Source organism: Rodentibacter myodis, assembly GCF_001999305.1.
Lineage (GTDB): Bacteria > Pseudomonadota > Gammaproteobacteria > Enterobacterales > Pasteurellaceae > Rodentibacter > Rodentibacter myodis.
Window position 1 is genome coordinate 74,000 of record NZ_MLHQ01000001.1, and the last position, 20,925, is coordinate 94,924.

Annotated in this window: 21 protein-coding genes and 1 riboswitch; of the genes, 13 read left to right on the plus strand and 8 right to left on the minus strand. The window is 41.8% G+C overall.

Features of this window, described 5'->3' with window-relative positions; translation table 11 throughout:
• Positions 1–30: 30 nt before the first annotated feature.
• The 8 genes from yceD (at position 31) to BKL49_RS00355 (ending at position 6,629) form a co-directional block, all read left to right on the plus strand.
• Positions 31–555 (plus strand): 23S rRNA accumulation protein YceD, encoded by a 525-nt coding sequence (yceD, locus tag BKL49_RS00320; protein ID WP_077422657.1) that lies wholly within the window; start codon positions 31–33, stop codon positions 553–555.
• Positions 556–577: 22 nt separating this feature from the next.
• Positions 578–748 carry a 50S ribosomal protein L32 gene (gene rpmF / locus BKL49_RS00325; RefSeq protein ID WP_005544470.1) on the plus strand — a complete coding sequence of 57 codons (171 nt, stop codon included), beginning with the start codon at positions 578–580 and terminating at the stop codon, positions 746–748.
• A gap of 21 nt (positions 749–769) precedes the next feature.
• Entirely contained in the window at positions 770–1,789 is a 1,020-nt protein-coding gene (gene plsX / locus BKL49_RS00330) for a phosphate acyltransferase PlsX (RefSeq protein WP_077422658.1), read from the plus strand.
• 19 nt (positions 1,790–1,808) lie between these two features.
• Entirely contained in the window at positions 1,809–2,759 is a 951-nt protein-coding gene (locus BKL49_RS00335; protein WP_077422659.1) for a beta-ketoacyl-ACP synthase III, read from the plus strand.
• A gap of 180 nt (positions 2,760–2,939) precedes the next feature.
• Positions 2,940–3,878, plus strand: a complete 939-nt coding sequence (gene fabD / locus BKL49_RS00340) for an ACP S-malonyltransferase (protein WP_077422660.1) — start codon at positions 2,940–2,942, stop codon at positions 3,876–3,878.
• 13 nt (positions 3,879–3,891) lie between these two features.
• Complete coding sequence (fabG, locus tag BKL49_RS00345; protein ID WP_077422661.1) at positions 3,892–4,620, plus strand: 3-oxoacyl-ACP reductase FabG; 729 nt, start codon at positions 3,892–3,894, stop codon at positions 4,618–4,620.
• 259 nt (positions 4,621–4,879) lie between these two features.
• Complete coding sequence (gene acpP, locus BKL49_RS00350) at positions 4,880–5,110, plus strand: acyl carrier protein (protein WP_005627318.1); 231 nt, start codon at positions 4,880–4,882, stop codon at positions 5,108–5,110.
• Between the two features lie 187 nt (positions 5,111–5,297).
• Positions 5,298–6,629, plus strand: a complete 1,332-nt coding sequence (locus BKL49_RS00355) for an anaerobic C4-dicarboxylate transporter (protein ID WP_077422662.1) — start codon at positions 5,298–5,300, stop codon at positions 6,627–6,629.
• 220 nt (positions 6,630–6,849) lie between these two features.
• On the opposite strand, the gene rho is transcribed toward BKL49_RS00355, so the two are convergent.
• Positions 6,850–8,112, minus strand: coding sequence for a transcription termination factor Rho (rho, locus tag BKL49_RS00360; RefSeq protein WP_077422663.1), 1,263 nt, complete (start codon positions 8,110–8,112; stop codon positions 6,850–6,852).
• A gap of 273 nt (positions 8,113–8,385) precedes the next feature.
• Between rho and argH the strand changes: the two genes are divergently transcribed.
• On the plus strand, positions 8,386–9,759 hold the full coding sequence (gene argH, locus BKL49_RS00365; RefSeq protein WP_077422664.1) for an argininosuccinate lyase: 1,374 nt from the start codon (positions 8,386–8,388) through the stop codon (positions 9,757–9,759).
• 133 nt (positions 9,760–9,892) lie between these two features.
• On the opposite strand, the gene BKL49_RS00370 is transcribed toward argH, so the two are convergent.
• Positions 9,893–10,384: a YajQ family cyclic di-GMP-binding protein gene (locus tag BKL49_RS00370; protein WP_077422665.1), complete on the minus strand. Its 492-nt coding sequence runs from the start codon at positions 10,382–10,384 to the stop codon at positions 9,893–9,895.
• Positions 10,385–10,502: 118 nt separating this feature from the next.
• A complete protein-coding gene (gene serB / locus BKL49_RS00375) occupies positions 10,503–11,453 on the minus strand; it encodes a phosphoserine phosphatase (RefSeq protein WP_077422666.1) in 951 nt (316 codons plus the stop codon).
• A gap of 71 nt (positions 11,454–11,524) precedes the next feature.
• Between serB and BKL49_RS00380 the strand changes: the two genes are divergently transcribed.
• Both BKL49_RS00380 and tkt read left to right on the plus strand, forming a co-directional pair.
• Positions 11,525–12,196 (plus strand): YtjB family periplasmic protein, encoded by a 672-nt coding sequence (locus tag BKL49_RS00380; protein WP_077422667.1) that lies wholly within the window; start codon positions 11,525–11,527, stop codon positions 12,194–12,196.
• A 106-nt stretch (positions 12,197–12,302) separates the two neighbouring features.
• The gene (tkt, locus tag BKL49_RS00385) at positions 12,303–14,300 is read left to right on the plus strand and encodes a transketolase (RefSeq protein ID WP_077422668.1); all 1,998 of its coding nucleotides are present in this window, start codon (positions 12,303–12,305) and stop codon (positions 14,298–14,300) included.
• Positions 14,301–14,585: 285 nt separating this feature from the next.
• Here tkt and BKL49_RS00390 read toward each other — a convergent pair whose 3' ends face one another.
• On the minus strand, positions 14,586–15,617 hold the full coding sequence (locus BKL49_RS00390) for an alpha/beta hydrolase (RefSeq protein ID WP_077422669.1): 1,032 nt from the start codon (positions 15,615–15,617) through the stop codon (positions 14,586–14,588).
• A gap of 641 nt (positions 15,618–16,258) precedes the next feature.
• Positions 16,259–16,377, plus strand: a riboswitch (glycine riboswitch).
• A gap of 79 nt (positions 16,378–16,456) precedes the next feature.
• Between BKL49_RS00390 and BKL49_RS00400 the strand changes: the two genes are divergently transcribed.
• Positions 16,457–17,824, plus strand: coding sequence for an alanine/glycine:cation symporter family protein (locus BKL49_RS00400; protein WP_077422671.1), 1,368 nt, complete (start codon positions 16,457–16,459; stop codon positions 17,822–17,824).
• A gap of 237 nt (positions 17,825–18,061) precedes the next feature.
• Positions 18,062–18,382 carry a ribosome-associated translation inhibitor RaiA gene (gene raiA, locus BKL49_RS00405; protein WP_077422672.1) on the plus strand — a complete coding sequence of 107 codons (321 nt, stop codon included), beginning with the start codon at positions 18,062–18,064 and terminating at the stop codon, positions 18,380–18,382.
• A 59-nt stretch (positions 18,383–18,441) separates the two neighbouring features.
• Here the strand turns inward: raiA and rhlB are convergent, their stop codons facing one another.
• The 4 genes from rhlB to coaE form a co-directional block, all read right to left on the minus strand.
• Positions 18,442–19,695 (minus strand): ATP-dependent RNA helicase RhlB, encoded by a 1,254-nt coding sequence (rhlB, locus tag BKL49_RS00410; protein WP_077422673.1) that lies wholly within the window; start codon positions 19,693–19,695, stop codon positions 18,442–18,444.
• Between the two features lie 142 nt (positions 19,696–19,837).
• On the minus strand, positions 19,838–20,107 hold the full coding sequence (locus tag BKL49_RS00415) for a GNAT family N-acetyltransferase (protein WP_077422674.1): 270 nt from the start codon (positions 20,105–20,107) through the stop codon (positions 19,838–19,840).
• The gene (gene yacG, locus BKL49_RS00420) at positions 20,104–20,310 is read right to left on the minus strand and encodes a DNA gyrase inhibitor YacG (RefSeq protein WP_077422675.1); all 207 of its coding nucleotides are present in this window, start codon (positions 20,308–20,310) and stop codon (positions 20,104–20,106) included. The genes BKL49_RS00415 and yacG overlap by 4 nt, the downstream gene beginning before the upstream one ends.
• On the minus strand, positions 20,303–20,923 hold the full coding sequence (gene coaE / locus BKL49_RS00425; protein ID WP_077422676.1) for a dephospho-CoA kinase: 621 nt from the start codon (positions 20,921–20,923) through the stop codon (positions 20,303–20,305). Before coaE ends, yacG begins: the two co-directional genes overlap by 8 nt.
• Positions 20,924–20,925: the final 2 nt, after the last annotated feature.

Genomic DNA, 20,925 nt, shown 5'->3' on the forward strand with positions numbered 1-20,925 from the left:
TTTCTTTACAACGAGTAATATTCACGTCCTATGCAAAAGGTAAAACTACCCCTAACCGTTGATCCGGTAAAAGATGCTCAAAGACGGCTTGATTACGTTGGCTACTATGCCATTAGCCAGCTTGAGCGTTTAGCGGAATCAGTGGTAAATGTGCTAAGCGATGCACGGGTAACATTATCGTTTTATATTGATCCACAAAAATTAGTGGTGATGAAAGGTAAAGCCCAAGTTGAAGTCGAACTCGAATGTCAGCGTTGTGGCGAACCATTCAAGCAAACATTGGAGTGTGAATTTGTTTACAGTCCGGTTGCTAATTGGGATCAGGCTGATGTATTGCCCGAAATTTATGAGCCAATCGAATTTAATGAGTTTGGTGAAATAGATTTACTTGGTACGGTGGAAGACGAATTAATTTTATCGTTACCGCTTGTACCAATGCATTCATCTGAACACTGTGAAGTGTCCGCGCAGGAACAGGTTTTTGGCGAATTGCCTGAAGAATTGGCAAAAAAACCGAACCCGTTCGCTGTATTAGCTAATTTAAAGCAAAAGTAAATTAAATTTAGGAGTATAGCCAATGGCTGTTCAACAAAACAAAAAATCTCGTTCACGTCGTGATATGCGTCGTTCACACGATGCATTAACTACTGCTGCAGTATCAGTGGATAAAGCAAGCGGTGAAACACATTTACGCCACCACGTAACTGCAGACGGTTACTACCGTGGTCGTAAAGTGATCAATAAGTAATTTTTACTTATAGGTATTCACTTGAATCGTCTAACCTTGGCGTTAGATGTGATGGGCGGGGACATTGGTCCCCGTATTACTATCCCAGCCTCCTTTCTAGCATTGGAAAAAGATCCGATGCTTTCTTTGATTTTATTCGGCGACCGCCAACAAATCAGCCCTTTTCTTAAAAACTGCGCTACTCATCTTTTAGATCGCATTCAAATTCACCATTGCACAGGTGTGATTAATAACAACCAAGGCATCTCTCACGCCCTACGGCAAAGTAAGGGAACCTCAATGCGTTTAGCATTGGAAGCCGTACAACAAGGCATTGCACAAGGCTGTGTGAGTGCAGGCAATACCGGTGCATTAATGGGATTGTCTAAAATTTTATTGCAACCGCTAAAAGGCATTGCCAGACCTGCACTTATTTCGCTTATTCCAACCATTGAGGGTGAAAAATCGGTGATGTTAGATCTTGGTGCGAATGTGGAATGTAATGCGGAAAATCTTTACCAATTTGCTATAATGGGTGCAATTTTTGCCGAGTATCGCTTAAATTTGGTGTATCCCCGAATTGGTTTGCTGAATATTGGCGTGGAAGAAATTAAAGGTCGTCAATCTCTCCGTGATGCGGCAAATTTATTAGAAAAATCGACCGCACTTAATTATATTGGCTTCATCGAAGGCGATGCGCTACTTAATGGTAAAGCAGATGTGATTGTTAGCGATGGTTTTTCCGGTAATATTGCCCTTAAAACTTTGGAAGGGGCGGCAAAAAATGTGTTGTCTTTATTTAAAGGACAATCAAAACAATATTTCTTAAAGCCGATTTTTTCTTGGGTTATGCGTCATTTTTTTAAAGCAACGTATCAACGTTTGAAACGCATTAATCCTGATGAATATAATGGCGCATCGCTTATCGGCTTAACCGCCGTGGTAGTGAAAAGTCATGGTAGTGCCAATGTTAATGCCTTTGCACACGCCATCGCCGATGCCGCTTTTCAGGCCCGCCATCAACTCCCTAAAAAAATATTGGCGGGACTCCCTCGTTATTAATAACTTAACTTATTTGATTATGAATAGCAGAATTTTATCTACCGGTAGTTATTTACCAAGTCATATCCGTACCAATGCTGATTTAGAAAAAATGGTTGATACCTCCGATGAGTGGATAGTCACCCGCTCTGGCATCCGTGAACGCCGTATCGCCACAGCAGATGAAACTGTCGCAACAATGGGCTTTGAAGCAGCTCAAAAAGCCATTGAAACCGCTCAAATCAATCCTCAAGAAATTGAGCTTATTCTTGTGGCGACAACCAGTCATTCTTACGCTTATCCAAGTGCAGCCTGCCAAATACAAGGAATGCTCGAAATTGAAGATGCTATTTCTTTCGATTTAGCCGCCGCTTGCACCGGTTTTGTCTATGCATTAGGGGTGGCGGATCAATTTATTCGTAGTGGTAAGGTGAAAAAAGCCTTAGTGATCGGCTCGGATCTTAATTCCCGCAAACTTGATGAAACTGATCGTAGCACCGTAGTGTTATTTGGTGATGGTGCGGGAGCGGTAATTTTGGAAGCAACCGAGCAAGAAGGGATTATCTCAACGCATTTGCACGCTTCTGCGGATAAGCACAATACTCTCGTATTATCTCAGCCTGAACGTGGTAGTGAAAAATCCGGTTATATTGAAATGCAAGGTAATGAAACTTTCAAACTGGCGGTGCGCGAGCTTTCAAATGTGGTGGAAGAAACATTAGCAGCAAATAATCTTGAGAAAAAAGATTTAGATTGGCTTGTACCGCATCAAGCTAATTTGCGTATTATCACAGCAACAGCAAAAAAATTGGAAATGGATATGTCGCAAGTGGTCGTCACTTTAGATAAATACGCCAACAATAGTGCGGCAACCGTCCCTGTTGCTCTAGATGAAGCGGTTAGAGATGGTCGTATCCAACGCGGGCAGTTGCTCTTGTTGGAAGCCTTTGGCGGTGGTTGGACGTGGGGTTCTGCGTTAGTACGATTCTAATAAGTTTGCTAAAATCCTGCCGGTATTTAAAAAGTGCGGTTGATTTTGACCGCACTTTTGGTGTTGGATTTTACTTTCGCCGCTGGCGGTTTATTCTCTTTTATTTATGTAAAAGAAAGTAAACAAAGAAAAACGCACACCACTTAATGGTGCATTAGTAAAACAAAATAGGAAAATATAATGAAAAAATTCGCAATGGTTTTTCCGGGACAAGGATCTCAAACGGTCGGAATGCTTGCTGAACTGGCTACCGAATATCCTGTGGTAACTGAAACTTTCAAACAGGCTTCTGAAGTATTGGGATACGATTTATGGAATTTGGTTCAACAAGGCCCTGCCGAAGAACTTAATAAAACTTGGCAAACCCAACCCGCACTTTTAGCTGCTTCCGTGGCGATTTACCGTGTATGGCAGGAAAAATATCCACAATTAAAACCGGAAATGATGGCGGGACATAGCTTGGGTGAATATTCGGCATTAGTTTGCGCCGGTGTATTAAATTTCCAAGATGCGATAAAACTGGTGGAATTACGCGGTAAATTAATGCAACAAGCGGTGCCGGAAGGTACGGGAGCAATGTATGCGATTATCGGTTTAGATAATGAAGCAATTATCAATGCCTGCAAGCAAGCAGAACAAGGCGAAGTGGTATCGGCAGTGAATTTTAATTCTCCGGGACAGGTTGTTATCGCCGGTGCCAAAGCTGCGGTAGAGCGTGCGGCTATTTTATGTAAAGAAGCCGGCGCGAAACGTGCTTTACCGTTGGCGGTAAGCGTGTCTTCTCATTGTGCATTAATGAAACCTGCCGCGGATGAATTAGCGGTAACATTGGAAAATATCACGCTTAACACGCCATCAAGCGCCGTGATTAATAATGTCGATGTTAAAGCCGAATCAGAAAGTGGCGCAATTCGTAATGCCCTTATTCGTCAGCTTTATAGTCCGGTTCGTTGGACAGAAAGCGTGGAAAAAATGGCACAAGATGGCGTGCAAGTGTTAGTTGAAATTGGTCCGGGCAAGGTATTAAACGGTTTAACCAAACGTATTGTTGGTGATTTACAGGCTGCATCCGTAAATGATGTGGCATCACTTAATGTCATTGAAGAATTATTAGCATAAAAGGAGAGAAATAATGCAAGGTAAAATTGCGTTGGTAACCGGGGCAACACGTGGTATTGGACGTGCGATTGCAGAAGAATTGGTATCGAAAGGGGCATTTGTCATTGGTACGGCAACCTCTGAAAAAGGGGCAGAATCAATTTCAGCCTATTTAGGTGGGAAAGGCAAAGGCTTAGTGCTAAATGTTGCCGATAAAGCCTCAATTGAAGCAGTGCTTGAGCAAATCAAAAATGATTTTGGCGATATTGATATTCTTGTGAACAATGCCGGTATCACCCGTGATAATTTATTAATGCGAATGAAAGATGAAGAATGGTTCGATATTATGCAAACGAATTTAAGTTCAATCTATCATCTTTCAAAAGCAATGCTACGCTCAATGATGAAAAAACGCTTTGGTCGTATTATCAATATTGGTTCGGTAGTCGGTTCAATGGGAAATCCGGGGCAAACAAACTATTGTGCGGCAAAAGCCGGCGTGATTGGTTTTTCTAAATCCTTAGCAAAAGAAGTGGCGGCACGTGGCATTACGGTGAATGTTGTTGCACCGGGCTTTATTGCAACGGATATGACGGAAGTACTTACAGAAGAACAAAAAGCGGGCATTTTGTCTAACGTACCTGCAGGACGTTTAGGCGAAGCAAAAGATATTGCAAAAGCCGTCGCCTTTCTCGCCTCAGATGATGCTGCTTACATTACCGGCACAACATTACACGTAAATGGCGGTTTATATATGAGCTAATTCCGCCACGGAATGGCGATTTAAGGTGGTGGATTTTCCTCGATAAAATCATAGCCAAAGATTTTGGATAATGTTAAAATCTGCGCCGCAACATAATTTGGTTACGTCTTGAGCGTATGCAAAGGTATGTAACTATTTTCTTTGTATCTATTTCTGCTTGTCCTTTCGTGGTGCGACCACTCAAGAAACGGTTGCAAGGTTATCGGAAATTTATACACTAACCGCTCAGAAATGAGTTAAAACAACATAGGAAAAACAAATGAGTATTGAAGAACGCGTAAAAAAAATCATCGTAGAACAATTAGGTGTTAAAGAAGAAGACGTGAAATCTGAAGCTTCTTTCGTTGAAGATTTAGGTGCGGATTCTTTAGACACAGTTGAATTAGTAATGGCTTTAGAAGAAGAATTTGATATCGAAATTCCTGATGAAGAAGCTGAAAAAATCACAACTGTTCAATCTGCGATTGACTACGTGCAAAACAATCAATAATTTCAAGTTGGGCGACTTTTTAAGTCGCCTAATTTTTGCCCGAAAAACACGCCTTAAAATAACCGTACTTTCTTTCTGCCCTCTCTCTTCTTACTTTATCGTTTTTAACAAAATATGATTTCGCTTGGCGTTATACTTCAAAAGAAGTATGATCTTGCCGTTTTTTTACTTTATTTGAGGTATTTTTATGCTTTATTTAGAATTTTTGTTCTTATTACTGATGCTGTATATGGGCAGCCGGTTTGGTGGTATTGGGCTTGCCGTAGTATCTGGTATTGGCTTGGCGATTGAAGTATTTATACTTCGTATGCCAATAGGTAAACCACCGGTTGATGTTATTTTAATCATCCTTGCCGTGGTAACCTGTGCCGCTGTGTTAGAGGCAGCCGGTGGGCTTAAATTTATGTTGCAAATTGCAGAACGTATTTTGCGGAACAATCCAAAACGGGTCACCTTCTTTGGCCCTTTAGTCACTTACACAATGACAATAATGCTTGGCACAGGACACGCCGTTTATTCTATTATGCCGATTATTGGCGATGTGGCGTTAAAAAATAAAATCCGTCCGGAACGCCCAATGGCCGTTGCCTCTATTGCCTCTCAACTCGCCCTTACCGCCAGCCCGGTTTCTGCCGTATTAGTTTATTATCTCGGTGCAATCGCAAAATTACCGGGTTTTGAGCATATTTCGTTATTACAAATTATGGCGGTTACCGTGCCTGCCACCTTATTAGGCACACTGATGATGTCGCTTTACAGCCTAAAACGGGGTAAAGAATTAGAGGTAGATCCTGAATATCAACGCCGTTTGCAAGATCCCATTTGGCGTGAGCGAATTCTCAACACGACAAACACTTTACTGGATGACGAATTACCAAAAGCAGCAAAATATTCTGTTTATTTGTTCCTTTTGTCTTTGGTATTTATTGTTGTTGTGGCAATGATTCCTGAAATTCGCACAATTGGTGAAGCCAAACCCATTTCAATGGGTGTCGTGATTCAAATGGTTATGCTTTGTTTCGGTGGGATCATTTTGTTAGCCTGTAAAGTCAATCCGCAAATTGTGCCAAATGGCGTAGTGTTTAAATCCGGAATGGTGGCAGGTTTAGCGATTTTTGGTATTGCGTGGATGAGTGATACTTACTTCCAATATGCAATGCCGGAATTTAAAGCCGCTGTTACCTCAATGGTAGAATCCTATCCTTGGACATTCGCCCTTGCCTTATTTGCCGTTTCAGTAGTGATTAATAGCCAAGCAGCCACTGCCGTAATGATGGTACCGGTGGGAATTGGTTTAGGCTTGCCGGCACCTTTATTAATCGGCTTAATGCCGGCAACTTACGCTTATTTCTTTATTCCAAATTACCCTTCCGATATTGCCACGGTGAACTTTGATGTGACCGGTACAACCAAAATCGGGAAATACTACTTTAACCACAGTTTTATGATTCCCGGTTTAATCGGCGTTATCACCGCCTGTTTGGTGGGAGTTACCATTGCAGAATTTATTATTCGATAAAACGACATTGTCAGAAAAAAGCACCTTCATGGTGCTTTTTTCTTATTAACTATTGATGGAACGCATTTTTTGAAAAACGGGGGCCGCTAGTGGAGGGATTAATCATTGTGGCAATAAAAAATGGTGAAGCATTATGGAAAACTAAAAAGTGATAATTTATTGCATTAAAAAGGCTATTCTAGAGTGAATAGCCTTTTCTTTGTTTTAGTTTAACGATCTCTTACGAACGTTTCATAATTTCAAAGAATTCCTCGTTAGTTTTTGCCACGGCGAGCTTATCAATGAGCCATTCCATCGCTTCCACTTCACCCATTGGATTAAGAATTTTGCGGAGAATCCACATTTTTTGTAATTCATCAGGGGTGGTGAGTAAATCCTCTTTACGGGTACCGGAGCGGTTGAAATCAATCGCCGGGAACACACGTTTTTCAGCAATTTTACGGGAAAGGTGAAGCTCCATATTCCCTGTTCCTTTAAATTCCTCGAAAATCACCTCGTCCATTTTAGAGCCGGTATCGACAAGGGCGGTCGCGATAATGGTTAAACTTCCGCCCTCTTCCACATTACGTGCCGCACCAAAGAAACGTTTTGGTCGATGTAATGCATTGGCATCCACACCACCGGATAAAATCTTACCGGAAGCAGGGGTAACGGTGTTGTAAGCACGGGCTAAGCGGGTGATGGAATCAAGCAAAATAACCACATCTTTTTTGTGTTCTACCGAGCGTTTCGCTTTTTCGATCACCATTTCTGCCACTTGAACGTGACGGGCGGCAGGTTCATCAAAGGTAGAAGCGATCACTTCGCCTTTCACCGAACGTTGCATTTCTGTTACTTCTTCAGGACGTTCATCAATCAATAGCACGATTAATTCACATTCCGGATAGTTGTGCGTAATGCTTTGTGCAATGTTTTGTAACAACATTGTTTTACCGGCTTTAGGGGGGGCTACGATCAAACCACGCTGACCTTTCCCGATTGGTGAAGCTAAATCCAAAATTCGTGCGGTTAAATCTTCTGTTGAACCATTGCCGCGTTCCATTCTTAATCTGGAATTGGCGTGTAGCGGAGTGAGGTTTTCAAACAGAATTTTGCTGCGGGAAACTTCCGGTTTATCGTCATTCACTTGATCGACTTTTAATAAGGCAAAGTAGCGTTCGCCTTCTTTCGGTGGACGGATTTTACCTTCGATTTTATCACCGGTTTGGAGGTTGAAACGGCGGATTTGACTTGGGGAAACATAGATATCATCAGGGCCAGCAAGGTAGGAACTGTCGGCAGAACGGAGAAAACCAAAACCATCGGGCAGGATTTCTAACACACCGCCGCCGAAAATATCTTCACCGCTTTTGGCGTGCTGTTTTAAAATGGCAAAGACAATATCCTGTTTACGCAAACGTGCTAAATTTTCTAAGCCCATTTGCTCTTCGCCAAGTTTCACAAGCTCTGAAACCGGCGTATTTTTTAGTTCTGTTAAATGCATAATGAATAATTGTTGGGATTAAATTAGAGTTGAATAATTGAATGGTGGGCTAACGCCCTAAAATCGGTGCGTAAAGTATCACTAAAAGCTCATTGTGTCTAGTTTTTGTTGTAAAAATTCAGGCTTTTTTATGATAAAGTGCGGTCGATTTTTATGAAGTTTTACAATTTCCGAATCATTCATTGATTTATGAATAAATATGCATTAGATTAGAATAATTAATTATTGTTGGGCGTTTTATTACCGCTCAAAACACACATAAGAGGATAAACTATGGCACTTTGGGGTGGTCGTTTTACGCAAGCCGCAGACAAACGTTTTAAAGATTTTAATGATTCATTGCGTTTTGATTATCGTTTGGCAGAACAGGATATTGAAGGCTCAATCGGTTGGTCAAAGGCGTTGGTGAAAGTGAAGGTATTAACGCCGGAAGAACAACAACAGCTCGAACAAGCCTTAAATGAATTATTGATTGAAGTGCGGTCAAATCCGCAGGCGATTTTGCAGGATGAAGCGGAAGATATTCACAGTTGGGTAGAAAGTAAACTGATCGACAAAGTGGGTAATCTTGGCAAAAAATTACATACAGGACGTAGTCGTAACGACCAAGTCGCACTTGATATCAAAATGTGGTGTAAGCAACGGGTAATTGAACTGCAACAATCCCTTCGCCAATTACAACGTCATTTGGTACAAACCGCAGAAAATACACAAGATGCCGTGATGCCGGGTTACACCCATTTACAACGTGCCCAACCGATCACTTTCGCCCATTGGTGTATGGCGTATGTGGAAATGTTTGATCGTGATTACACACGTTTAACCGATGCCTATAAACGAATGAATACTTGCCCGCTTGGTAGTGGGGCATTGACAGGGACAGCCTATGCGGTTGATCGTGATGCTTTGGCACAGGATTTAGGATTCGCCTTTGCAACACGTAACAGCTTAGACAGCGTTTCTGACCGAGATCACATTGTAGAACTCCTTTCTACCGCCTCATTAAGTATGGCACACCTTTCCCGTTTTGCGGAAGATATGATTATTTTTAACAGCGGCGAAGCCAATTTTGTTGAATTGTCCGATCGTGTGACTTCCGGTTCGTCACTTATGCCGCAAAAGAAAAATCCGGACGCTTGCGAATTGATTCGTGGTAAGGCTGGGCGGGTGATGGGGGCATTAACCGGTATGTTAATGACATTGAAAGGTTTGCCGCTCGCCTATAACAAAGATATGCAGGAAGATAAAGAAGGCATTTTTGATGCACTGGATACTTGGCAAGATTGCGTGGATATGGCGACTTTCGTGTTAGATGAATTAAAAGTCAATGTAGAACGCACCCGTGAAGCCGCCTTGAAAGGCTATTCCAACGCAACCGAATTGGCGGATTACCTTGTGGCAAAAGGTGTGCCGTTCCGTGATTCCCATCATATTGTGGGTGAAACGGTAGTTTACGCCATTGAGAAAGGAAAAGGCTTGGAAGACCTCACGATTCCGGAATTTCGTCAATTCAGCGAGGTGGTGGGCGATGATGTGTATGATATTCTTTCACTTCAATCTTGTTTGGATAAACGTTGTGCGAAAGGTGGCGTGTCGCCATTGCGTGTGGCGGAAGCCATTGCGGAAGCCAAACAACGATTTGCGTAAAAGCGAACGAAAAGTGCGGTCAAATTTGACCGTACTTTTAGTTTGATTTGAACAATGCACAAAACCAAAATAATGTGAGCGGTAGGGGTACGACACCGCGTCCCTATTTTTTCCAAAAAACTTCATTGAGCAATTAATCTCTGAAGTTATTAAATTGGAACGGTTGTCCTAAATCTGCACCTTTCACTAATTGAATCACTGCTTGTAAATCATCGCGTGATTTTCCTGTTACACGTACTTGTTCACCTTGAATCTGTGTTTGAACTTTGATTTTTGAATCTTTCACCAATTTCGTGATTTTTTTCGCCATCTCAGTTTCAATGCCTTGTTTAAGTTTAATTTCTTTGGTGTAAAGTTTGCCGTGATGTTCGCTTTCTGTCGGAATATCAAGCGAGCTGTGTTCAATACCACGTTTTACAAATGCACCGATTAAAATTTCAATGAGTTGCTCAAGTTGAAATTCGGATTCGGTGGTCACTTTCACCGTTTCATTTTTTTCATTAAGTTCAATCACGGCTTCAACCCCACGGAAATCATAGCGGGTACTTAAAACGCGATTAGCATTTTCTACCGCATTGCGCACTTCGTGCATCGTAATTTCAGAGACAATATCAAAAGATGGCATAGTGTTTTTCCTCATTCATTTAAAATTCTTCGGTATGATGTCGTCAAAGCATAAATAATATTTAGGGACATCCGTGTGGTATCCCACGTTTTTGCCGAATTATTTATGCACGATTGAATCACACCGACATTCTGTCATTCGCACTTAAAAGACACAAAAGTGCGGTAAAGTCGGCGAAGTTTACCACAATTTGCGCTTGTTGTTGCACTTTCGGCTTTGCGTGAAAAGCCACGCCTAAGCCCGCTACGTTCATCATTGCCAAGTCATTTGCACCGTCTCCGATGGCAAGAGTGTTTTTCGGTTCAAGCCGGTATTCATCACGCAGGCGTTGAAGTGTATCCGCTTTATATTGCGCATCAACCACCTCACCTTTTACCAAGCCGGTTAATTTTCCATTCACAATTTCAAATTGATTTGAGGCGGCGAAATCCAGTTTTAACAATGTTTTCAAATAATCTGCAAAGTAAGTAAAACCTCCCGAAGCAATAGCGGTTTTCCAACCCTGTTGTTGCAAGGTTTGAATGGTTTCAACCAAGCCCGGCATTAAAGGCAATTTGGCCCGCACTTCTTGCAGAATACTTTCGGAGGCATCTTTTAAGGTAGCGACACGGCGGCGTAAACTTTGCTCAAAATCCAATTCACCACGCATTGCACTTTCAGTGATTGCCGAAACCAATTCTCCCGTGCCGGCAAGTTTGGCAATTTCATCAATACACTCAATTTGAATGGCGGTGGAATCCATATCCATCACCAATAAGCCCTTTTCTGATAATTTTGCCTCAAAATTGAGCCGCGCGATGTCTAAGCTAAGTTCGTGTGCGGTGGAAAGAAACGTATCTTGCCATTCGCCTTTCAGCAATACGACTGTATTTTTTGCGACATTCCACGCGTCAAAACATTGAAAATTTTGACCGCACTTTTGTTGAAAAGCGGAAAGTGCCGTCAAATCTAGATTTGTGCCATAAACAATAAAAGCATCCTTGTTGGGAGCGGAGGGAATATTAGGCAAAAGTGCGGTGGGAAATTGTGGATATTTTTGCGTAATGCTTGCAAGGTTTTGAATTTGCATAGAGAATCCTGTAAATTGTAGATAGTTAAAACTATTCTAGCCGATTTAATGGTGAGTTGGGGAAAAATAACTTGCATTTAATGAAAGAAAAATTAACCAAATCGATGATGCTTGCACTGATTGTTATCCTTATTTTGGGGGCTTTGACTATTATTTTATTTGGTGTTCAACAATTTAAAATTGGTTCTCAGCTCGCTGGCGTAAAACAGGTTTCCAATTTATCCCATATTTTGGTGCGACAACAGACAAATTTGTTTTCTGTTTTGTTGGTTAATAATGCAAAATCCGAAAAATTGACGGAAAATCTTGATAATTTGGTGCAAGAGCATTTTGTGTTGGATGCCGCCATTTATAATGCACAAGGCAAATTACTGGCGCAAAGCACTGGTTCTGAAAATTTACGTTCACATTTAGGGCTGGTAGAAGAAAATGAAAAAGAAAACGGTCGCCAGCAAATTGTCGAGCCGATTTATTCCAATTCAGGTATCAAAGGTTTTTTACGGGTGACATTTGATACGCAATATGCCCAATCTTCCCAAAGCAAAATTAATCAAATCTTTAGCCGACTTTATGGCGAATTAATTGTGGTATTTTTACTTGGCGTGTTGTTGGCTAGTTCTGTTCATTATTTTGTCAGTCATTATCGCCGGGCTTACCGCACTTCTCACGAGCCGAAAAGAGCGGTCAATTTATCACTTAAATCAAATAGCCAACGTTATCATTTAAAACGCCGTAGAGCATAAGTTATGATAGATCAAAACTATTACATAAAAATTTGCATTTATTCCTTAAATCGCAAAGTAAATAAGGTAGAATAGCCGAAACTATTTTTTCATACAGGAGAACAATATGGCAACTCGCAGACAATTAGCCAATGCAATTCGTTTTTTATCAATGGATGCCGTGCAAAAAGCAAAATCCGGTCACCCCGGCGCACCAATGGGAATGGCAGATATTGCCGAAGTGTTATGGCGTGATTTTTTAAAACACAATCCAACCAATCCTAAATGGGCTGATCGCGACCGTTTTGTATTGTCTAACGGTCATGGTTCTATGTTGATTTATAGCTTGTTACATTTAACGGGTTATGATCTTTCCATTGAAGATTTAAAACAATTCCGTCAACTTCATTCTAAAACACCGGGTCACCCTGAATATGGCTATGCACCGGGTGTGGAAACCACAACAGGCCCACTTGGTCAAGGCATTACTAATGCGGTGGGTATGGCGATTGCCGAGAAAACCCTAGCTGCCCAATTTAACCGTGAAGGGCATAACATTGTGGATCACCACACTTATGTGTTCTTAGGTGACGGTTGTTTAATGGAAGGCATTTCGCACGAGGCTTGTTCGTTAGCGGGAACTCTTGGTTTAGGCAAATTAATTGCTTTTTATGATGACAACAATATTTCTATTGATGGTCACGTGGATGGCTGGTTTAGTGATGATACCGCTGCACGCTTTGAAGCCTATGGCTGGCAGGTTATCCGCAATGTGGATGGCCACGATGCAGAACAAATTCGTGCGGCAACCGTGTTGGCACAAGCGGAAAAAGAAAAACCGACTTTAATTATTTGCAAAACCGTGATTGGTTTTGGTTCACCAAATAAATCCGGTTTACACGATAGCCACGGTGCGCCGTTGGGTGATGAAGAAATCGCTTTAACCCGCAAAGCATTAAATTGGGATTATGCCCCATTTGAAATTCCGACCGAATACTATGCCGAGTGGGATGCGAAAGCCAAAGGTGTGGCAGCAGAAAAATCTTGGCAAGAAAAATTTGCCGCATACGAAAAAGCCTACCCTGAATTAGCGGCTGAATTTAAACGTCGTGTTTCCGGTGCATTACCGGCAAACTGGGCGACAGAATCCAAAGCATTTATCGAAAAATTACAAGCCAATCCGGCGAATATCGCCAGCCGTAAAGCCTCACAAAATGCTATCGAAGCCTATGCCCACCTCTTACCTGAATTCTTAGGCGGTTCTGCAGACTTAGCAAGTTCCAACCTAACCTTATGGAGCGGTTCAAAACCAATCCGCGCTCACGAAAATCTGGACGGTAACTATATCAACTACGGCGTGCGTGAATTTGGTATGTCAGCCATTATGAACGGTATCGCATTGCACGGCGGTTTTATTCCTTATGGCGCAACTTTCTTAATGTTCTACGAATATGCCCACAATGCGGTGCGTATGGCGGCATTAATGAAATTGCGTAACCTCTTTGTGTACACCCACGATTCAATCGGCTTGGGTGAAGACGGCCCGACCCACCAACCGGTAGAACAAACCGCCGCATTGCGTTTAATTCCAAACCTTGAAACCTGGCGACCTTGCGACCAAGTAGAGTCGGCAGTGGCGTGGCAACAAGCGGTTGAACGTCAAGACGGCCCAAGTGCCTTGATTTTCACCCGCCAAAACTTAACGCAAATTGACCGCACTTCCGAGCAATTAGCCAATGTGGCATGTGGTGGCTACATCTTAAAAGATTGTGTAGGCACACCGGATTTAATCTTCATTGCCACCGGTTCTGAAGTTGAACTTGCCGTAAAAGCAGCTGAAGTATTAAGCGCAGAAGGCAAAAATGTACGCGTGGTTTCAATGCCAAGCACGAACCGCTTTGATAAACAAGACGAAGCCTATCGTGAAAGCGTATTGCCATCATCCGTCACAAAACGTGTCGCCATTGAAGCCGGCATTTCCGATTTCTGGTATAAATATGTAGGCTTTGGCGGTCGTATCGTTGGAATGAACGGTTTCGGCGAATCCGCACCGGCTGACCAATTATTCAAATTGTTCGGCTTTACGGTAGATAATGTGGTAGCAACCGCGAAGGAAATTCTTTAATTTTAGTTGAATAGGGTGGGATATTTCCCACCCATTTTTTTATTCCATTCTCTTGTGGGAGTAGCATTCAATCCTTTCCCTGTCTTATAAAATTAGCAGCCAGTAATATAGCGTAAAATTCTAAGTTCATTGGGTATCTCACCAAATTGTCAATGCTTTTCTTTAAAAATGCGTTCATTTACTTAAGCTGCATCCGCCGATAAACATATTGTGTTTTTCGTGATTTTCTGGTTTAGGAGCACTTTATAGATAATCCACGCTAAATCCCACCCAATACTAATTTCATCACTTCATTGTTTTGGGTTCAGGACGCAAATTTTTAAACATTTGGTCGATAGCATTGCTACGCCAATTTAAGTAATTTTTCGTTTTTTGACCTTCAGGATTTGCCATTTCAAAAACGTGGAATACACCCGGAATCACAAATAATTCGGTTGGCACGCCAGCTTGAATTAATTTATTCGCATAATCAATATCTTCATTCACGAATAAATCCAAATCGCCCACCATGATAAAGGTTGGTGGTAGGTTATCCAGTTTTTTCGCCATTGCTGGTGAAAAATAAGGCATTTGACCGTCAGAAATGCTTTGCCCACCACGTAAGGCCGTCCAACCAAGGCGGTTGGCAGCAGCTGTCCACGCAAATTCACCGCTATAAGGATTGCGATATGGTGAAGTATCCGTTCCAGTGCGGTAGTCTAACATCGGATAAATCAATACTTGTCCTTCAGGGGCAAATTCTCTTTGGTCACGAGTATAAAGTGCCAGACGTGCCGTTAAACCTCCACCAGCACTTTCCCCCATTAACACCACACGTTGATTATCCAGCCCTAATTTTTCAGCATTTTGGTAAATATAACGCAAACCGTGATAGGCATCGTTTAAATCCGCAGGGAAAGGTGCTTCGCTTGCTAAACGGTATTCAAGGCTGACGACGGCTGCTTTTTGACGATCTGCGATAGTTTGTAGGCTGTCGCCGCCACTTTTGGCATTACCCATAACATAGCCGCCTCCGTGAATAAAATAGATCACAGGCAATTTGCCTTTAACCTGTTGCGGTTTATAAACATATAGGTTTACCGCAGGTTGACTGCCTTCTGACGGTACAATCCAATGAACAGCATGTTTGTTTTCAAGGACGCTTTTCTGATTATCGGCTTCAAACATTTCGCGTACTTTGGCATCGGAAAAATCTACCACCCAGTTTTTCGCCGATTCACGGTATTCGGGATCGACTAAATCCAAAGTACGTAAATTTTGAGCTATGGCAGAGCCGGTAAGTGTGATAACGGTTGCCGTAAAGAACCATTTTTTCATTTTTCTCTCCTCAAAATATGGTTATTTAAAAAAATTGATGAGTTAACGCGTTTTTTTATCGCCTGAGTGATACCAATAATTATATTGCAAAATGCAACGATGAAAACTATCGGTAAAATGACCGCACTTTGCATTAAATATCCAGTAGTTACTATGTTTGGCCTTCCAATGGAGACCGCCACGCACCGTTGGTTACGCAAATGCTTCAAATTGGCAATGCAAGGTAGTTTGACAGTTAACCAACTTTGTCCTGTCCTAGATAATATAGGAATTTTGTGGGGAATGATAGATGAGGTTAAAGTTGATATCTAATTAGACAGATTTTGCAGTATATTAAGCGATTAGAAATGTATTTATCCCAGTTATTATCTTTATTTTCCCAATCGTACTGAATATCACAGTTTTAAAAAAACTGGTGGAATTGCTTAGAATATAGAAATATCAGAAATTTTGACTGCACTTTAGTTTTTCTTCTTTTCCAAATGATTGACCACCCCCCCTTGATTTTGCTAAAATCCGCCCCGTTTTTCTGATGTATTAGGGAAAATGAGTTCGGATGAAGGTAGCTGGAGAGTGGGGAATTGCCCCTACGCCGACGATGTAAAATCTTTCAGGCGCGCGTAAGCGCAGGGACTGTTACTGGACGAACCCTTGGAGAGATCCGTTACACAAATGTGTAAATGGACGCCGAAGGCGCAAAAGAGCGGTTGTTTTTCACACCGTTTTTCAAACGCTCAGGCAAAAGGACAGGGGCTAAAAGACAATCTGTATTTTTTATTTCTCACGGATTCTTTTCGTCTCCTTGTCGCATTTATTTTTTTAGACGACGAGGAATCACAATGTCATTTACGACAATCTTATCAACCATTGATAGTTTTATTTGGGGCCCTCCGCTATTAATCTTATTATCGGGTACGGGACTTTATCTCACTTTACGTTTAGGTTTCATTCAAATTCGTTACTTGCCGCGGGCACTCGGTTATTTATTCAAAAAAGATCGTGGCGGAAAGGGCGATGTTTCCTCTTTTGCCGCGTTATTTACCGCATTGGCTGCAACCATCGGCACAGGAAATATCGTTGGGGTAGCAACGGCGGTGCAGGCAGGTGGGCCGGGGGCGATTTTTTGGATGTGGCTTGTCGCGTTACTTGGAATGGCAACCAAATACGCCGAATGTTTGCTTGCGGTGAAATACCGTGTGAAAGATCGCCTTGGTTTTATGTCCGGCGGGCCAATGTATTATATTGAGCGGGGGCTAGGCATTAAATGGCTGGCGAAAATGTTTGCCATATTCGGCTTGTTGGTGGCATTTTTCGGCATCGGCACATTCCCGCAAGTTAATGCGATCACGCACGCAATGGAAGATACTTTTCATATTCCGGTGATTATCACGGCAGTTGTGGTCACCGTGTTGGTTGCGATGATTATTTTAGGGGGAGTAAAACGTATTGCCAGCACCTCCGCCATTATTGTTCCTTTTATGGCAATTTCTTATGTATTGGTTTCTCTTGCAATTATTTTCTTAAATTTAGAAAAAGTGCCGACTGCCATTTCACTGATTATTCATAGTGCCTTTAATCCACAATCGGCTTTAGGTGGGGCGTTGGGGTTCACCGTAATGAAAGCCATCCAATCCGGCGTGGCTCGGGGGATTTTCTCTAATGAATCGGGTTTGGGAAGTGCGCCCATTGCCGCTGCGGCTGCACAAACCCGTGAGCCTGTTCGTCAAGGTTTAATCTCCATGACAGGTACTTTTTTAGATACTATTATTGTGTGTACGATGACGGGGATCGTGCTGGTGATTACCGGTGCGTGGAGCAATGCTGATCTTGCCGGTGCAACGGTTACCAATGCCGCCTTTTCACAAGGTTTAGGTTCTTCGGCGGGAGCGACTATTGTCACGATTGGTTTATTATTCTTTGCATTTACGACCATTTTAGGCTGGTGTTATTACGGCGAACGTTGTTTTGTTTATTTAGTCGGCACGCGCGGCATTCGTTTGTATCGTTTGGTGTTTATTATTTTAGTGGGGATTGGGTCATTCCTAAAATTAGATTTGATTTGGATTCTTGCCGATATTGTGAATGGACTAATGGCGTTTCCGAATTTAGTTGCGTTAATCGGATTGCGTAAAGTTGTGATTGAAGAAACAAAAGATTATTTCAACCGTTTGAAAATTAATCACCACGATCAAGATGAAATCGTGTAAATTTTAGTGAAGGTTTAAAAGGATGTTATAAGACATCCTTTTTGTTTCAACCTCTAATCATAACAACTTTCCCTCGGAAGAAAATGTGCAATGTTTGAAAATTAGAGCTAGATCATATTTTTAAATATTACTTCTTTTTTTCCTAAAAAATGACTTGAAAAAGCGGTTTGTAGAGGCTATTTTGATACAAAATTAAACCGAACCGAAAGGTTCTTAACAACGCAAGAGGTAAATGTTATGACATTAAATATTACCAGCAAACAAATGGAAATCACCCCTGCAATTCGTGAACACGTGGAAGGTCGTTTGGCAAAATTAGAAAAATGGCATACACAGTTAATTAATCCGCATTTTGTATTAAATAAAGTGCCAAATGGTTTCACGGTTGAAGCATCCATCGGTACGCCGCTTGGTAACCTACTTGCCAGCGCAACTGCCGATGATATGTATAAGGCAATTAATGATGTGGAAGAAAAATTAGAACGTCAGCTTAATAAACTTCAACACAAAGGTGAAGCCCGCCGTGCTGATGAACGTTTGAAAGATTCTTTTGAATAAATTTTCACGCGATAAGTTAGAAAAACGGTTGATCGTTATTTTACGATCAACCGTTTTTTTTATCGCCGATAAGACGAACGATTTCTTATGCTCATTCTGGAATTATTATTCACTCGTGATTTTAATCGAAATGGTTTTGGCAAATCGAGTAAAGATGCCGAATCATATTGACTAACGGGAATAGAATGTTCGATATATTCTTCAATCGCCGGTAAATTCATCGCGTATTCTTCACAAGCAAAACTAATGGAAACGCCACTTTCACCCGCCCGACCGGTACGTCCAATGCGGTGAACATAGTCCTCACGATCGTCCGGCAAATCATAGTTAAACACGTGGGTTACATCGGGAATGTGCAAGCCTCGTGCCGCCACATCCGTTGCTACCAAAATATCTAAATCGCCGTCCGTGAATTGTTTCAAGAGTGATAAACGCTTTTTCTGTGCCACATTCCCGGTGAGCAAGCCAACACGATGGCCATCTGCCGCCAAATAACCCCAAATTTCCTCGCAACGGTGTTTTGTATTGGCAAACACAATGCAACGCTCCGGCCATTCTTCTTCCATTAAGGTAAGCAAAAGTGCCATTTTGTCTTGATTAGAGGGATAAAATAATTCCTCTTTAATACGGTGTCCGGTTTTTTGTTCCGGCTCAATTTCGATATATTCCGGCTCATTCATATCTTCAAAGGCGAGTTCGCGCACTTTGTAGGAAAGGGTGGCAGAGAACAACATCGTTAAGCGTTCTTGTGGTGCAGGACATTTCCGTAATAAATAACGAATATCACGAATAAAACCGAGATCAAACATTCGATCCGCTTCATCTAATACCACCACTTGAATGTGATCTAATCGAATTATTCCTTGTTTAACATAATCAATCACACGCCCTGTTGTCCCAATCAAAATATCGACACCACGTTCAATCGCCTGTAATTGCTTGTCATAGCCATCGCCGCCATAGGCAAGAGCGGTTTTTAATCCACTTATTTTTGCCAATAGTTCTGCATCATTGCTAATTTGCACGGCAAGTTCACGGGTTGGTGCGAGAATCAATGCGCGCGGTTGGCTATCATTGAAATATCCATCTTGATGAGTGAGTAAATGATGAAAAACCGCCGTGAGAAATGCCATTGTTTTCCCTGTACCGGTTTGGGCTTGACCGGCAACGTCTTTGCCTTGGATGGTGATGGGTAAAGAAAGCGCCTGAATAGGTGTGCAATATTCGAAACCTTTACCTTTTAGGGCTTGTAAAACGGTAGGATGTAGAGGTAAATCAGCAAAACGTTGCTGACTTAAATAATTTTGTTGCATAAAAAATCACATCTTTTGAAAAATTCCGCGTAGGATAGCACGAATGGAAAAATTCCCCAAAAATTGCCTACCGAGTAAAGGATAAAAGATTAAAAACAGACCGAACGGTAAATAAAAAACAATAGAAATAATCCATTGTTCTTTATTTTTGATTGTCCCGTTGCCATTTTCGCTCAATATAACTACAAGTGGGGTGTAGGGTTAATTGTTTTTCTTGAATGAACGAAATTAACGCTTGATACAGTTTATCGGCGACACCTTGCCCGCGGAGTTGATCCGACACAAAAGTATGGTTGGCATTAATTTTGCTATCGGTTTCGTAAAAGTAGGTAAGCTCGGCGATTTTTTTCCCCTGTTCATCTAGAATAAAAAATTCACCCTGTTGGTGAAATTCTTTGTGTTGAATCTTCATTTTATGCTCCATTCATCACTTAAATTCGGATCCATTGCAAAATCTGCCGTCTCACTCGGAATTGCTTTTTCTTCTGCCGCCCATTCCCCTAGGTCAATCAGTTGGCAACGTTTGCTGCAAAAAGGACGATAAGGACTTTCGCTTGACCAAGGTACGGCTTGATGGCAGATAGGACAAGGTACTTCAATGATTTCTTCAGACATTTTTGATTTCCGCTTGTTGTAGATAAAAACGGTGCAATTCTAGCACTCTTTGCTTTAAGAACGGTAAATTTTCAGTCAAATCCTTGTCGTTATTAATCACATCATCTGCATACGTTAAGCGTTCGCTTCGGCTTGCTTGTGCATCCATAATGCGTTGAATTTGTTCGAGATTATTTTGATCCCGTTTTGCGGCACGGGCGAGCTGGGTTTGTGCTGTAACATCAATCACTAATATACGATCACAAAGATGGGTCAATTGATTTTCAATTAAAAGTGGGACGACAAATAAGGTATAAGGGGCGGTTTGGGCGGCAAGTTGTGTCATCATTGCCTGATTAATTGCCGGATGCAGTAAGCCATTCAGCCAATTTTTTTCCGTTTCATTGGCAAAGATCCGTTGTCGTAATGCCGCTCGATTGAGTTCGCCATTTTCTAACAATATCGATTCACCAAAATGTTCTACAATTTCCGCTAATAATGGCGAACCTTTTTTCACCACATCACGTGCGGCAATATCCGCATCAATGCAAGGTACGCCCAGTTCCATAAATAAATTGGTGACGGTGCTTTTTCCACTACCAATGCCGCCGGTAAGTCCTACGATATAACTCATCA